This window comes from Caballeronia sp. NK8, assembly GCF_018408855.1.
Classification (GTDB): domain Bacteria; phylum Pseudomonadota; class Gammaproteobacteria; order Burkholderiales; family Burkholderiaceae; genus Caballeronia.
The window spans coordinates 1,011,653-1,027,071 of record NZ_AP024325.1 but is presented as its reverse complement, the minus strand read 5'-3'; the positions used below and the strand labels follow the sequence as shown (position 1 = coordinate 1,027,071).

At 65.0% G+C, this 15,419-nt stretch carries 13 protein-coding genes; 9 read left to right on the top strand and 4 right to left on the bottom strand.

Translation table 11 applies throughout. The features are described from left to right. The first annotated feature begins 1 nt into the window (after nucleotide 1). The 7 genes from NK8_RS30035 to NK8_RS30005 all read left to right on the top strand — a co-directional run bounded on the left by NK8_RS30035 (nucleotide 2) and on the right by NK8_RS30005 (nucleotide 6,599). On the top strand, nucleotides 2-694 hold the full coding sequence (locus NK8_RS30035; protein ID WP_162070736.1) for an ABC transporter ATP-binding protein: 693 nt from the start codon (nucleotides 2-4) through the stop codon (nucleotides 692-694). 6 nt (nucleotides 695-700) lie between these two features. Continuing rightward, nucleotides 701-1,855 (top strand): ABC transporter permease, encoded by a 1,155-nt coding sequence (locus tag NK8_RS30030; protein WP_213231786.1) that lies wholly within the window; start codon nucleotides 701-703, stop codon nucleotides 1,853-1,855. Nucleotides 1,856-1,864: 9 nt separating this feature from the next. Further along, nucleotides 1,865-3,031 carry an ABC transporter permease gene (locus tag NK8_RS30025; RefSeq protein WP_162070738.1) on the top strand — a complete coding sequence of 389 codons (1,167 nt, stop codon included), beginning with the start codon at nucleotides 1,865-1,867 and terminating at the stop codon, nucleotides 3,029-3,031. A gap of 101 nt (nucleotides 3,032-3,132) precedes the next feature. Next, nucleotides 3,133-3,525: a tautomerase family protein gene (locus tag NK8_RS30020; RefSeq protein WP_213231785.1), complete on the top strand. Its 393-nt coding sequence runs from the start codon at nucleotides 3,133-3,135 to the stop codon at nucleotides 3,523-3,525. Nucleotides 3,526-3,553: 28 nt separating this feature from the next. Continuing rightward, nucleotides 3,554-3,925 (top strand): GFA family protein, encoded by a 372-nt coding sequence (locus NK8_RS30015; RefSeq protein WP_162070740.1) that lies wholly within the window; start codon nucleotides 3,554-3,556, stop codon nucleotides 3,923-3,925. Between the two features lie 77 nt (nucleotides 3,926-4,002). Next, nucleotides 4,003-5,472 (top strand): alkaline phosphatase family protein, encoded by a 1,470-nt coding sequence (locus NK8_RS30010; protein WP_213231784.1) that lies wholly within the window; start codon nucleotides 4,003-4,005, stop codon nucleotides 5,470-5,472. A gap of 143 nt (nucleotides 5,473-5,615) precedes the next feature. After that, nucleotides 5,616-6,599: a transporter gene (locus NK8_RS30005; protein WP_213231783.1), complete on the top strand. Its 984-nt coding sequence runs from the start codon at nucleotides 5,616-5,618 to the stop codon at nucleotides 6,597-6,599. Between the two features lie 2 nt (nucleotides 6,600-6,601). Here NK8_RS30005 and NK8_RS30000 read toward each other — a convergent pair whose 3' ends face one another. The 4 genes from NK8_RS30000 to NK8_RS29985 form a co-directional block, all read right to left on the bottom strand. Further along, nucleotides 6,602-9,217 (bottom strand): fused MFS/spermidine synthase, encoded by a 2,616-nt coding sequence (locus tag NK8_RS30000; protein WP_213231781.1) that lies wholly within the window; start codon nucleotides 9,215-9,217, stop codon nucleotides 6,602-6,604. A gap of 81 nt (nucleotides 9,218-9,298) precedes the next feature. After that, a complete protein-coding gene (locus NK8_RS29995) occupies nucleotides 9,299-10,966 on the bottom strand; it encodes an arylsulfatase (protein WP_225936423.1) in 1,668 nt (555 codons plus the stop codon). A gap of 21 nt (nucleotides 10,967-10,987) precedes the next feature. Continuing rightward, nucleotides 10,988-12,064, bottom strand: a complete 1,077-nt coding sequence (locus NK8_RS29990) for an HAD family phosphatase (protein ID WP_213231779.1) — start codon at nucleotides 12,062-12,064, stop codon at nucleotides 10,988-10,990. Then, on the bottom strand, nucleotides 12,030-13,112 hold the full coding sequence (locus NK8_RS29985) for a formylglycine-generating enzyme family protein (protein WP_225936525.1): 1,083 nt from the start codon (nucleotides 13,110-13,112) through the stop codon (nucleotides 12,030-12,032). The genes NK8_RS29990 and NK8_RS29985 overlap by 35 nt, the downstream gene beginning before the upstream one ends. A 364-nt stretch (nucleotides 13,113-13,476) precedes the next feature. On the opposite strand from NK8_RS29985, the gene NK8_RS29980 reads away from it, so the two are divergent. Both NK8_RS29980 and NK8_RS29975 read left to right on the top strand, forming a co-directional pair. Beyond that, nucleotides 13,477-14,436 carry a MoxR family ATPase gene (locus NK8_RS29980; RefSeq protein ID WP_213231775.1) on the top strand — a complete coding sequence of 320 codons (960 nt, stop codon included), beginning with the start codon at nucleotides 13,477-13,479 and terminating at the stop codon, nucleotides 14,434-14,436. Nucleotides 14,437-14,454: 18 nt separating this feature from the next. After that, nucleotides 14,455-15,417, top strand: coding sequence for a DUF58 domain-containing protein (locus tag NK8_RS29975; RefSeq protein ID WP_213231773.1), 963 nt, complete (start codon nucleotides 14,455-14,457; stop codon nucleotides 15,415-15,417). The last annotated feature ends 2 nt before the right edge of the window (nucleotides 15,418-15,419 follow it).

Below are 15,419 nucleotides of genomic sequence, written 5' to 3'. Positions count from 1 at the left end.
CGTGAGCGCGCCGACTCTGGTGGAGATCAGCCACGTTGCGAAGTCGTATCGGCGTGGCGCGCAGACGGTACCGGTGCTGACCGACATCACGCTGTCCATCGCGCGAGGGAATTTCGTCGCGCTGATGGGCCCGTCCGGTTCCGGCAAGAGCACGCTGCTCAATCTGATCGCGGGCATCGACCGGCCCGACAGCGGCGAGCTGCGCGTAGGCGGCCTCGATATCACGCGCCTGCCCGAAGCCGCGCTCGCGGACTGGCGCGCGGCGAACGTCGGCTTCATCTTCCAGTTCTATAACCTGATGCCGGTGCTGTCCGCGTTCGAGAACGTCGAATTGCCGCTGATGCTCACGCGTCTGTCGCGCCACGAACGGCGCGAGCGTGTCGCGATGGTGCTCGACATGGTCAACATGGCCGACCGCATGAGCCATTATCCGTCGGAGCTGTCGGGCGGGCAGCAGCAGCGCGTCGCGATCGCGCGGGCGCTGATCACCGATCCGACGCTGATCGTCGCCGACGAACCGACCGGCGATCTCGACCGCAACTCCGCCGCCGATGTTCTCGCGATGCTGCAACGTCTGAACGACAAGCTCGGCAAGACCATCATCATGGTGACGCACGACGCGCACGCGGCCGGTGCGGCGAAGGCGCTGGTGCATCTGGAGAAGGGAGAGTTGATCGATGGCACCAGGCCATAAGCCGCCATGTTCGTGCTCAAGCTGATCCTGCGCAACGCGCTGCGTCACAAGCTGCGCACCACGCTGACGGTGCTCGGCCTCACCATCGCCGTGCTCGCCTATGGCCTGCTGCATACGGTCGTGGATGCGTGGTATGCGGGCGCATCGGCGGCATCGAACGCGCGGCTCGTCACGCGCAACGCGATCTCGCTCGTGTTTCCGCTGCCGCTCGCGTACGAGAATCGCATCCGCGGCGTCGACGGCGTGACGCTCGTCGCGCGCTCGAACTGGTTCGGCGGCATCTATCGCGATCCGAAGAACTTCTTCGCGCAGTTCGCCGTGTCGGACAACTACCTCGATCTGTATCCCGAGTTCATCCTCTCCGAGCAGGCGCGCGCGGACTACCGGCGCGATCGCAAGGGCGCGCTCATCGGCCGGCAGCTCGCGGATCAATACGGCTTCAAGGTCGGTGACGTCATTCCGCTCAAGGGCACGATCTATCCGGGAACGTGGGACTTCGTCGTGCGCGGCATCATGGAAGGGCGCGACGAATCGACCATCACGCGGCAACTCATCTTTCACTACGACTATCTGAACGAGACGATCCGCAAGACGACCAAACGCACCGTCGATCAGGTCGGCGTGTACGTGGTCGGCATCAAGGACCCGGACGAAGCCGCGGCCGTGTCGCGCAACATCGACAACGTCTTCAAGAACTCGCTCGCCGAAACGCTCACCGAAACGGAGCAGGCGTTTCAACTCGGCTTCGTCGCGATGTCGAATCAGATCATCGCGGCGATACGCGTCGTGTCCTATGTAGTGATCCTGATCATCATGGCCGTGATGGCAAACGCGATGGCCATGAGCGCGCGCGAGCGCACCACCGAATACGCGACGCTCAAGGCACTCGGCTTCGGTCCGGGCTTCCTCTCGATGCTCGTATTCGGCGAATCGATGGCGATCTGCGCGATCGGCGGCGGCATCGGCATTCTGGCCACGCCGCCGATGGCCGAAGTATTCAAGCACGCAACGGGCGGCGTGTTCCCGGTCTTCATGGTGTCGCACGAGACCATGCTCCTGCAGGCTGCGTGCGCCTTCGTCGTCGCGATGGCGGCGGCGATCGTGCCGGCGGTGCAGGCGAGCCGCGTGCGTATCGTCGAAGGCCTGCGGGCGATCGGCTGAGGACGCGCAATGGCCATCCCCGTTTCCTATGTCGCACGCAATCTCTGGGCACGCCGTCTCACGACGATGCTGACCGCCGGCGGCCTCGCGCTCGTCGTGTTCGTGTTCGCGACCGTGCTGATGCTCGATGCGGGCCTCAAGAAGACGCTCGTTTCCACGGGCGAACGCGACAACGTGGTCGTGATCCGCAAGGGCGCGGAAACGGAGATTCAGAGCGCGATCGACCGCAATCAGGCGAACGTGATGGAGATGCATCCTTCGGTCGCGATGAACGGCGACGGCGCACCGCTCGCATCGAAGGAAACCGTGGTGCTGATCTCGCTCACCAAGCTCGGCACGAACACGCCCGCAAACGTGGTGATTCGCGGTGTCTCGCCGATGGGCGTCGAACTGCGTCCGCAGGTGAAGCTCACGGCGGGGCGCATGTTCAGGCGCGGATCGTCGGAAATCATCGTGGGCAGCAGCATCGCGAAGGGTTTCGGCGGCACGCGCATCGGCGATCATCTGCGCTTCGCGCAGCGCGACTGGACGGTGGTCGGCCACTTCGATGCGGGCGGCAGCGGCTTCGATTCGGAAATATGGGGCGACGTCGATCAGTTGATGCAGTCGTTCCGTCGCACGAGCTATTCGTCGATGGTCGTGCGGCTCGCGCGCAGCGACGCGTTCGAGCGCTTCAAAGCCGATATCGACGTGGACCCTCGTCTCGCCGACGAAGCCAAGCGCGAGCAGGTCTTCTACGGCGATCAGTCGAAAGCGCTGTCGACCTTCATCAATATTCTCGGCATTACGTTGTCGAGCATCTTCTCGATTGCGGCGATGATCGGCGCGATGATCACGATGTACGCGTCGGTGGCGAATCGCGTTGCTGAAATCGGGACATTGCGGGCGCTCGGCTTCAAGCGCTTCGACGTGCTCGGCGCGTTCCTGCTTGAAGCGTTGCTGCTCGGGCTCGTCGGCGGGGTGGCCGGGCTGTGTTGCGCCGCGCTCATGCAGTTCGCTTCGTTTTCGACGACCAATTTTCAGACGTTTGCGGATCTGTCGTTCCGGTTCATTCTGACCCCTTCGGTGGTGGCGCAGACGCTTGGGTTCTCGCTCGTGATGGGATTGATCGGCGGGTTTCTGCCGGCGTTGCGGGCTTCCAGAATGAATATCGTCGAGGCGTTGCGGGCGCGATGATTCGATTTCGTCGAACGGTTGATGCTGAACTATTCAATTTTCGGGATCGATAGCGCGGCGTAGAGTGGGATGCACCGATCCCGCTTCGAAGGAGCATCAAAATGCCACTCGTCAGAATATCGCTAGTAAAAGGCAAGCCACGCGACCACATCCACGCGATTTCAAACAGCGTCCACGAGGCACTCGTCGAAGCCTTTAAGGTCCCCGCCGACGACCGCTTCCAGTTGATCCAGCAGCACGACCGCGAAGATTTCATTTACGATCCGGGCTATCTGGGCGTGGAACGAAGCGACGATCTCGTGTTCATCCACATCACCGCGAGCGACTGGCGTGACCTTGCAACCAAAAAGGCGTTCTACAAAACGCTGGCCGCGAAGCTCGCGGCATCGCCCGGCCTGCGGCCTGAAGACGTGCTGATCGTGCTCGCGCCGAATCGCCGCGAAGACTGGTCGTTCGGACGCGGACTCGCGCAGTATGTGGAGGACGCAGCCTGAACCCGACACCAAGGGATACACACCGACGATGAACCCGACCATCCTGAAAGGCGCATGCCATTGCGGCGCGGTCACCTTCGAAGCCGATACGCCGCCCGAGCCTGCCGTGCGCTGCAATTGCAGCCTGTGCAGGCGGCGCGGCGCGGTGATGTCGCCGCCGTTCACCAGGGACCGGCTGCGCATTCTTTCAGGCGAGCATGAACTCGCGTTGTACGAGTTCAACACGCAGGTCGCGAAGCATTTCTTCTGCAAACGCTGTGGAATTTACACATTCCATCAGACGCGATCGAATCCGGACATGTGGCGCGTGAACCTCGGCTGCATCGACGGCGTCGACGCGTATTCGCTCGACGCGCCCGTCGCGGACGGCGCGAGCCACTCCGTCGTCGGAAAGCCATAGCGGCGCACCTCGTGAGTGAGGGTGCCGGGAACGACATGTGCTAAACCCCGGCACCCTCACTCACATGGTGCGCCGGAATGGCTCAGAAACCCCCACACGGACCCGACGCGGTACGCCGCCGCCTGCTTGCCGCGCTCGCCAGCTCGGCCATGCTGTCTGCGTGCGGCGGCGGTGGCAGCGACGACGACTCCGGCACTGAGACGCCGACGAGCACCATCGGCGACATTCCCCCCGATCGCGCGAATTTGCCGCGTCCTGCGTTACCCGCGCCGGCGACCTCGGGCATCGATCACATCGTGCTCGTCACGATGGAGAACCGCTCCTTCGATCACATGCTCGGCTGGGTTCCCGGCGTGGAAGGCGTGCAGGCGGGCAGGCAGTTCACCGACGCATTCGGTGCAACGCAACCGACATTCGCGCTGTCCGCCAATCCGGCCTTCGGCTTTCAGAGCTGTCAGTTCGCGGACCCCGATCACGAATACGACGCCGGCCGCACGCATCTCGCGAACGGCGCGATGAACGGCTTTCTGCTCACGCCCGACACGAACAAGACGCGCGGCGATCTGCTGCCGATCGGTTACTTCACGGGCAACGACCTCGATTTCTATCGCCAGGCGGTGACGCAATACACCGTCTGCGATTACTACATGAGCGGCATTCTCTCCGATACGTTTCCGAACCGCGTCTATCTGCATAGTGGCGAGACGGACCGCCTGAAAGACACGCTCGACACATCGTCGCTATCGACGATCTGGGATCGTCTCGACGCGAAGAACGTGTCGTCGAAGTACTACTTCCACGACGTTCCGTTCACGGCGCTCTACGGCACGCGCTATGTCGGGCGCTCGAAACTTTTCGCCGAGTTCCTGTCCGATGCGGCGGCAGGCAATCTGCCGTCGTTCTGCATGGTCGATCCGAGTTTTGGCGGCGAGGCGAACGGCACCTCCAACGACGACCATCCGCATGCCGACGTGCGCAATGGTCAGGCGCTGCTCGGGCAAATCTACGAAGCGCTGCGCACCAGCCCGAACTGGAGCACGACGCTCATGATCATCGTCTACGACGAGTGGGGCGGCTTCTTCGAGCACGTCGCGCCGCCGGTCAAGTCGCTGTCGGCGGCGGAACAGCAGCTCGGCAACGATGGCCGCCTCGGCTTTCGCGTGCCCTGCATGCTGCTCGGGCCGCGCGTGCGCGCGAACAACGTGGCGCGCTATCCGTTCGATCCGAGCTCGATTCATCAACTGATCGCGTGGCGCTTCGGGCTCGATCCGCTGGGCGTGCGCGCGAGCGATCCGACGACGTTCAACATGGCCTACGCGCTCGACCTGAGCGACGCGCCGCGCACCGATGCGCCAGCGCTCACGGTGGCGCAAGGACCGTTCGGCCTCGCATGCTCCAACACGCCCGCGACCGGATCGGGAATCGGCACTGTCGACAATTCGCGGACGGCGAAAGCAGCGGAGGGCGCATCGCAGACGCCGACGCCGGGCGGTCGTTTTGCAGATTTGCGCACCAAGGCGATGGCGCTCGGATTTCCCTCCGAATGACGCTATGCGACGGCATTCTGCATAACGCATGCAACAAACAAGTGACGACGTCCATCATCGACCGGCCTGCGGCGTGCCGCATGCGTCTTTACAGAGGCGCTGAATTCCCTTATTGCTGGAGGCAAGCTCGGGGGAGGTGAAGTATGAGACGTCAGTTGAGCCCACGACAGCGCAGGCGGCATGGACGCCTGCGAACCCTGGTCGTGGCGGCGGCCGCGCTGCTCGGTGCGGGCAGCGCGTCGGCGACGGAAGGCGCGCTCGGGCGGCCCGTAGCGGGAACGAGCGTGCTGTCCGGCGTGGGCATCGTGCCGAGCGATCCGGTGTGGATCGCGAACTTGCAGACGGTCTACCTCGATGGCTCGATCAGCAGCAACCGGCAAGTGCCGATCGCGGGCCAGCGCTCGCTCGGTCTGGAAGGAGAACTGTCGCTCACGCTCGCGAGCCTGCTGAAGGTGTGGGGCAGTTACGGCGGCTGGGCGTTCGCGTCGGGCATTACGCTGCCCTACGTGTGGGAGAAGGTGTCGGGCACTTTCGCCGTCGGCCAGCTCAACCGCACGACGAGCGATCGCGCGTCGAATCTCTACGACATGCTCTTCACGCCGATCGAGGCCGGCTACCATTTCTCGGAGACTGATCACATCGCGCTGTCCTTCAACATCTGGGCGCCGACCGGCAACTATGAAGCGGGCGCGCTGGCGAATCCGAGTCTCAACAACTGGACCTTCGTGCCGCAGATCGCCTACACGAAGCTCGTGCCTAGATACGGCCTCGAATTCGATGCGGTGATGGGCTTGCAGTTCTACACGAAGAACACCGCGACGAACTATCAGAACGCGCCGCTGTTCACGCTCGATGTGATGGGCCTGAAGAAGTTCGCGAACGGCTTCGGCATGGGCATCGTGATGGGCACGGTGCAGCAGCTGGGCCACGACACCGGCCCGACCGCTGATCGGCTCGACGGCTTCGTCGGACACGACTTCACGGTCGGCCCGATCGTCACGTACGACACCAAGCTCGGCGGCAAGGCGCCACTGTCCGCGAGCCTGCGCTGGGTGCCTTCGGTCACGAGCACCAACCGGCTCAAGAGCACAAAGACCTTCATGGCGACGGCTACGCTGGTGTTCTGATTTCAGTTGGCGCTTCCAGTGCCGCCCATCACCCAGCGGTAGTACGGATTCGCGCGATCGGCCCGCAGCACCGCGCCGATGTCTCGCGTCCATGCATCGCGATCGCCGCGATACGCATCCAGCCCCGCGCGATAGAACGCGTGCAGCGTGCGGCGTTCGGCGGCGAGCGTGTCGGCGAACGCCGAGTCCGCGTGGGTCAATGGCGGCTCGCTTTGCAGCGCGAGCATGTGCGCGAGCGTCGCCGCAAAATCGCCGCGACGCACCCACGGCGCGTATTCGATGCGCGGGTCGTCGTCGGTGACGGGCGGCGCGTCTTCCGCGTAGTAGGCGAGCGCGGAGCGATCCGCCACCCACGTCGCGGCGAACGCTTCCGGCGACGCAATGCCGACTTCGCGCAACGCGCGCGCGACCTCCGGTTGCGCGAAGCGCGCACGGATACGCGGGACGTCGAGCGGCATCGGCTGCATCGAACCGACCAGCATCATTTCGTGAAACTCCGTCGTCCAGAGCGCCGCGTGCGGAAACACGCGCAGGAAGCTCTGGATCAGCGAGCGCGTCTGATCCTCGTTTTGCGTCGAAAGCGGCAGCCATTGGGCGACGATGCCGCCTTCGTTCAGACGCGCGGCCGCGAGCCGGTAGAAGTCCGTTGAGTACAGATTGACGACGCCGGCAGCCGATGGCGGCGGCGGCTCCAGCGTGACGAGATCGTAGCGCTCGGTGCGCGATAGCAGCTCGCGACGGCCATCGGCGACGCGCAGATCGATGCGCGGATCGGCGCTCACGCCGTAATTGCCGTCGAAGCGCGACGACGCGCGCACGACTGCGGGCAACAGCTCCGCGACCACGCGTTTGTCGAGTGTCGGCCACGTGAGCAGCGCGCCGCCGGTGATGCCCGTGCCGAGGCCGATCACGAGCGCGGAGCGCGGCGTGCCCGCATGAATCATCAACGGCGCGAGCGCTTGCAGGCGCATGTAGCGGCGCGAAGTCATCGCATCGCCCGAGTTCGAGACGCCCTGAATGTAGAGACGGCGAAAGCGCTGCGCGCCGTCACCCTCGCCGTTGCCTTGTTCGAGCACGGCGACCGTGCCGCCCGCGCCTTCCTCGTAGTACGCGAGCGCGCCGCCGCGCGCCTGCGCGAGCAACGCGCCGAGCCGGTCCGCCGGCGTGACGATCGCGACGATCACGGACAACGCCGCAATCGCCACGCACGCGACGAGACCTGCGCGCCGCGCGCCGCCGCCGCTCAACGCCGCCGACAGACCGATCAGACCCGCCGCCACCGCGAGCACGCCGAGCGAGCGGATCAGCCCGAGCGACGGCACGAGCGCGAAGCCCGCGAACAGCACGCCCGCGATGCCGCCTGCCGTGTTCAGCGCGAGCACGCGCCCCACATCCGCGCCGATGCCGGACTTTGCCTGCTGCGCGTCGCCGTTCGCAGCCATGCGCAGCGCGAAGGGGAAGGCGGCGCCGAGCAGCAGCGTCGGCACGAGCACGATGGCGCAGGCGGCAACCGCGAAGCTCGCGCACATCGACGTGAGCAGATTGCCGGTCGCGGCGAGCGCGAGTTCCGCCGCATGATGTTGCGCGGCCGCGAGCCAGCCGCCCGCGCCCGCGACGCCGCCGAGCGCCGCGAGACCCGCCGCGCCGATCAGAACGCCGAACGCGCTCCACGGATCGCGCACGCGGTTCACGACACGCGCGGCGATGGCGCTGCCGAGCGCGAGCCCGGCGAGATACGTCGCGAGCACGATGGAAAACGCGAAGCTGCGCGTGCTGATGAATTGCGCGATCGCTTGCGACCACACGACTTCATAACCGAGCGCGACGCCGCCCGCGACCGCATACAGCGCAACCGCGATGCGCGCCTGCGCGGCATCGGACGAGCCTGGCGCACGCGGCGCGGCGGTGGCGATGTCGGCTGCGAAAGCCGGCCGCGCATGACGTGAGACCGCCACCGCGCCCAACGCTGCGACGGCGTTCAACACGGCGGCGGCGAGCGCGCTGCCTTGCACGCCGAGCCACGGAATCAGCACGAAGGCGGGCAGCAGCGCGCCGGTGATCGCGCCGGCAGTGTTGGCGGCGTAGAGCCGCCCGCCCGCACCGCCGATGTCCTGCCGCGATGTCGCGAGGGCGCGCGTGAGCACGGGCACCGTACCGCCCATCGCGATGGCGGGCAGGCCGACGAGCGCAAACGGCAGCGCCCACGCGAGCGGCCCGACGCTGGCCTGCAACATCGCGAACGATGCGGCGCTGTGCGCGAGCGCCTGCGTCGCGCCGATGCCGAGCGCCAGCGCCGCGATCTCCAGCGCCGCGTACAGCAGGAACGGCTGCGCGATGCGATCGGCAAGCCTGCCGAAGCACCATCCGCCGATCGCGAGTCCCGCGAAGAATGCGCTGATCGCGATCGTGACCGCCTGCACCTCGATGCCCACGACGAGCGTGAGCTGCTTCACCCACAACACCTGATAGATGAGCGCGGCCATGCCCGAGGCGAACAGCAGCAACGCAGGCACGGCGCTTCTTCGCGCGACCGGCGTGTCTTGCGCGTGCGCGCGATGCGTCTTGCGCGCCGCTCTGCGACGGGTCGATTTCGGATGGTCGGCGCTGAGATGGCTCATCGTGGAAATCGGCTCCTTATTGCGAGAAAACCCGCTGCGTCTTGCGATGCAGCGGGCGTTTTCATCGAACGATTGCGCGGCTTACTTGCCGGTGGTCTCGATACTCTTGGTCAGCGCTTCGGTCATCTGGTCGATGCTGAAGCTCGATGGACGCTGGCTCGGCGGATATTGCTTGAAGGTCGCGAGGAACGGCGCCACCTTGCTCACCGCATATTGCGACATATAGACGTTCTTGGTGCTCCAGTCGTAGTACTGATCCGAGACTATATCGGCGCGCTCGTACGGATCCATGCGCAGATTGAACATCTTCGGCACGCGCAGGCAGGTGAACGGGTTCGCCCAGACCATGAAGCCGCCCGGTTCGCGCTGTTCGCAGAACACGAACTTCCAGTCGTTGAAGCGCATCGCGACCAGCATGCCGTCATCGTTGAAATAGTAGAACTCGTGACGTGGCGCGTCCTTCGACTGTCCTGTCAGATAGGGCAGGAAGTTGTAGCCGTCGAGATGCACCTTGAAGGTCTTGCCGCCGATCGCCGCGCCCTTGAGCAGCCGATCGGAGATGTTGTTGTCGCCGGCGGCGGCGAGCAGGGTCGGAAACCAGTCGAGGCCGGACATCATCTGCCGCGAAACGGAATTGGGCTTGATATGGCCCGGCCAGCGGATCATCGCGGGCACGCGGAACGCGCCCTCCCAGTTGGTGTCCTTCTCGCTTCTGAACGGCGTGGTCGCGGCGTCGGGCCACGAGAACTGGTTCGGCCCGTTGTCGGTCGTGTAGACGACGATCGTGTTGTCCGTCAGCTTGAGATCGTCGAGGGCCTTGAGCAGTTTGCCGACGTCGCCATCATGCTCGATCATGCCATCCGCGTACTCGTTGCCCGGCATGCCGCTTTGTCCCTGCATCGAAGGCCGCACGTGCGTGAAGAGGTGCATGCGCGTGGTGTTCATCCACACGAAGAACGGCTTGTCCGCCTTCGCCTGCTTCTGCATGAAGTCGATCGCGGCCTGCGTGGTTTCATCGTCGATCGTTTCCATGCGCTTGGTGTTGAGCGGCCCGGTGTCCTGAATCTTGCCGTCCGCGAACGAATGGATCACGCCGCGCGGCGCATTGGCTTTCACCCAGGCCTTGTCATCCTTCGGATAGTAAGGGCGCTCCGGCTCTTCCTCGGCGTTCAGGTGATACAGGTTGCCGAAGAATTCATCGAAGCCGTGTTTGGTGGGCAGATATTCGTCGCGATCGCCGAGGTGGTTCTTGCCGAACTGGCCGGTCGCGTAACCGAGCGGCTTAAGCGCTTCGGCAATCGTGATGTTCTGCGCCTGCAAACCGACTTTCGCGCCCGGAATGCCGACCTTCGAAAGCCCCGTGCGCAGCGTCACCTCGCCAGTGATGAAGGTCGAGCGGCCCGCCGTGCAGCTGTTTTCCGCGTAGTAATCGGTGAACAGCATGCCTTCGTTGGCAATGCGGTCGATGTTCGGCGTCTCGTAACCCACCACGCCTTTGCTGTACGCGCTGATGTTGGTCTGCCCGATGTCGTCGCCGAAGATCACCAGGATGTTCGGCTTCTTCGAACTCTGGTTGTTCTGATTGTTCTGCGCGGCGGGCGCGGCCTGCTTCGCGGGCGCCGCGGGCTTCGGGTTGTTCTGCGTCTGCGCGGTCGAGACGATCGGCGGAACGATCAGCACGCAGATCGCCGCGATTGCGGCGAGTGCCCCCGTGATATAGCGCATGCGTCGAAGATTCGGCTTTGTCATTATCGCTCTCCAGAGGTACCGCTACTGCCCCGCGCCCGGCGGATAGATCACGTTCCAGTCGTCCTTCATGCTCACCACGATCCAGCCTTTCGCGCGCGCTTCGTCCCACGCGCGATCGAGCTTGCCGATCTTCGATTGCCGGTCGTAAGCGAACTCGCGCGCCGCGTCGTCGTGATGCACGATGAGCGCGAGATGCGGTCCCGCCTGCGCCGCCGTGTACTGCAGCATCTCCAGGTCGCCGTCCGAGTTGCCGAACGCGAGTAGCGGCCGACGCCCGATGTTGCGATAGATGCCGACGGGTTTGCCCGGACCGTCATCGACGAAATCGAGCTTCGGCTCGCGCACGAGCACGGGCTTGCCGTCGCGCGTTTCGAACTTCACGACCTGGCTGGAACCGATCACCTGTTCCGGCGGAATGCCATAGACGCGCTCCGCGAACACGCGCATGAATTCGATCGTTCCGCCCGACACGATGAAGGTCTTGAAGCCGTTCGTGCGCAGGTAGGCAAGGAGCTCCAGTTGCGGTTGATAGACCAGCTCGGTGTAGGGCCGCTGAAGCTTCGGATGCTTCGCCGTTGCGAGCCATGCGCGGATCGCGCGATCGTATTCGTCGACGGTCATGCCGCTGTTCGCAACCGCGACGAGCTTGATCAATTCCTTCTGCTGTGTCGCGAGCGCCGCCTGATCGTGCGCGGCGAGCGCCTGAAACGCCGGATTGTTGCGCCATTCGGGATGCTTCGGCGCGGCGGCCTTCACTTCATCGAGCAGGAACACGAACTGGAAATAGAGCGGCTGCTCGCTCCATAACGTGCCGTCGTTGTCGAACACCGCGATGCGCTCGGCGGGCGGCACGTAGGTGGGCGAGCCTTCGCGCGTGACTTCGTCGACGAACTTGATGATGGCTTCGCGCGCGGGACCTTCGCGCCACGACGGCAGCACCGCGAGCGCGGCGGGACGGGTCTGCGCGCTTTGCGTGCTCGCTACGCCCGCAGTGTCGCCGGGGCTCGCGCATCCCGCGATGACGCACGCGGCGAGCAGCGACGTCGCGAGCGCGAGAAGGCGCTCAGCGCGCTGCCGTATCGATCGGTGCGTGGCCATGAGTGCGATCCCACACGTCCTTGTCCATCACGAGCCGGAATCCCAGATGCGACATGCTGTTATAAGGGTCCGTGCCGCGTCGCGCGCTCGGGCGGTAGCTCAGGCAATAGGCTTCGTTGCACAGAAACGAGCCGCCGCGCGTGACGCGCTTGGGCGCCTGCACCGGCACGCCGGGATCGGCGGGGTCCCACGAATCGGACGGGCCTTTGGGTTCGTCGACGACGCCGCCCACCGACGCCTCGCGACGAAACTGATCCGCGCGATACCAGTCGGCGGTCCATTGCCATGCGTTGCCGGTCATGTCGGACAGGCCGTAGCCGTTGGCCGGAAAGCTGCCGACCGGACTCGTGCCCGCCGCGCCGCCGGCCTTCGCGTTGACCACGGGGAAGGGCTGCGGCTGCTGGCCTTGCCACACGTTCGCCATCTGCTTGCCGTCGGGCGTGAACTGGTTGCCCCACGCATAGGTGGCCTGATCGAAACCGCCACGCGCGGCGAACTCCCATTCGGCTTCGGTGGGCAGACGCTTGCCGGCCCACTTCGCATAGGCCTCGGCATCCTCATACGACACCTGCACGACGGGATGATCGTCCTTGCCGTCGATGTTGCTCGCCGGTCCGGTCGGATGCCGCCAGTCCGCGCCGGGCACGAAGCGCCACCAGCGCGAAAAGTCCTGCAAGGGCACCTGTTGCGGCGTGCCGACGAACACCATCGCGCCAGGGACGAGCGCGCTGTCGGGCGGGCGCGGCGTGCCGGGCGGCAGTTGCACCTTCAGCGTCTCCCAGTCGGGCTTTTTCTCGGCCGTGGTGACGTAACCCGTCGCATCGACGAATTTGCGGAACTCCGCATTCGTCACGTGATGCTCATCCATCCAGAAGCCGCGAATGCGCGCCTTGTGCGCGGGACGCTCGTTCGCCTGCGCGAGCTTGCTGTCGCTGCCCATCAGGAATTCGCCGCCTGGCACCCATGCCATGCCTTGCGGCCCCTGCACGCCGTCGCCCAGCACGATGCGGACTTGCGGCTTTGCGTGTTCCGTCATCGCCCAGCTCATGGCATAGCCGACGAGCGCGGGGCACAGGAGCAGCAGCACGGTCCAGAGCGCGATGCGACGCGCACGCGATCCGCGCGGGACGATGCCCTGCTTGCCCTTCGTGGATGGCTCCGCCATATGCGTTGCTCCGCTTGCGCTGCGACGATTGCCCGGACGCGATTCGGTCTCACCAATATACGAAGGCATGGGCGAATTCAATCTTTTTTCGCGAGAAAAACTGCATTGCGGTGCGCGTGAAATTGCAGAAAACGAAGCAATGCGATGCTTTGACGAAAGCGCGCGGCTCCAGTAACTTGTGCCTCACGCGCGCAGGCAGCCTTGCGCGCCGCCAACGAGATGGATGCACCATGGGGAAAAGCTAGTCATGCGCGATACCATCCGGCGTTTCGAAGCGAGCATCGGGCAGGCGGTCGTGGGGCAGGAAGCCGTCGTGCGGCAGATCCTGATCGCACTGCTCGCCGATGGCCACGTACTGCTCGAAAGCCTGCCGGGGCTCGCGAAGACGCGCACCGTGAAGGCTATCGCCGCGCGTCTCGCCGCGACCATGAAGCGCATCCAGTTCACGCCCGATCTATTGCCGTCCGATATCACCGGCGGCGAAACGCTGCTGCAATCCGGCACCGAGCGCACGCTCACGTTTCAGCCCGGACCGATCTTCGGCAATCTGATACTCGCCGATGAAATCAATCGCGCGCCCGCCAAAGTGCAATCGGCCTTGCTCGAAGCAATGGAAGAGCGGCAGATTTCGGTCGCGGGCAAGACGCATGCGATGCCCGATCTCTTTCTCGTGATGGCGACGCAGAATCCCATCGAACAGGAAGGGACGTATCCGTTGCCCGAAGCGCAGATGGACCGCTTTCTGTTGAAGGTGCTGATCACCTATCCGTCGCCGCAAAGCGAGTGCGAGATGCTGCGTCTCTTGCGGCGCGAGACCGAAGGCGAACAGACGCACTTCGACACGCTCTCGCAGCAGGACATCTTCGCAGCGCGCGAGGCGGCGCGGCGCGTGAGCGTGGCTGCCGCCATCGACGAATACATCGTGTCGCTCGTGAATGCGACGCGCCATGGCGCGTCCATCGATGCCGATCTCGCCAGATGGATCGAAGTGGGCGCGAGCCCGCGCGGCGCGATCGGGCTGGATCGCGCGAGCCGCGTGCACGCGTGGCTCGACGAGCGCGCGTTCGTCACGCCCGATGATGTGCGCGCGGTGATTCATCCGGTGCTGCGTCATCGCCTGCTGCTGTCCTACGACGCCAGCGCCGACGACATCAGTGCGGACAAGGTGATCGACCGACTCGTGGAAAAGGTGGCCGTGCCGGCTTGATCGCAAAGGAACGTTTCGATGACGGCAAGCGCAGAGGATCCGATCGGAAGCGTGTATGTCGATGCCGCGCATCTCGCGCGGCTCGAATTCCGTGCGCGCGGCCTGAGCTTTGTTGCGCCCGCGCCGGTGTCGAGCATTCTGTCGGGCCGTCACGCATCGCGCATGCGCGGGCGCGGCCTGAACTTCGAGGAACTGCGCGGCTATCTGCCCGGCGACGATATCCGTCATCTCGACTGGCGCGTGAGCCTGCGAACCGGCAAGCCGCACGTGCGCGTGTACACCGAAGAGCGCGATCGTCCCTTGCTCGTGATGGTCGATCAGCGCATGAGCATGTTCTTCGGATCGAGCCGCGCGTTCAAATCGGTCGTCGCGGCCGAAGCCGCCGCGCTCGCCGTATGGATGGGCTTCGCGGCGGGCGATCGCGTCGGCGGCGTCGTCTTCGGCGACGATGAAGTCGTGCGCGTGCGGCCCTTGCGCAGCCGCACGCGCATCGACATGCTGTTCGGCGCGATGGCCCGCATGAACCGCGCGCTCGCCGCCGACAGTCCCGCGCGCACGAACTACGCGCAACTGAACGCCGCGCTCGAAGGCGTGCTGCAGATCGCGGGGCATGATTTTCTCGTGTGCATCGTGAGCGACTTCGCGGGCGCCGACGAACGCACGCGTCAGTTGTTGCGGCAACTCGCGGCGCACAACGACGTGATCGCCGCGCTCGTCTTCGATCCGATGTGGCAGCGCATGCCGGAGCATCGCGCGCTCGTCGTGAGCGAAGGGCGCTTGCAGGTGGAATTGCGCATCGAGAAGGAACGCGTGCGTGAGCCGCTCTCGAGTCTCTTCAAGGGACGCGCCGCCGGGATCGCCGACTTGCTGCGCGCAAGCGGCGTCCCGTTGATGGCGATATCGACGGCCGAGCCTGTCGTGGATCAGGTGCGCAGACTGTTCGGCGAGCGGCCGCGTCGTGCGCTGGCAGGCGGACTATGAAG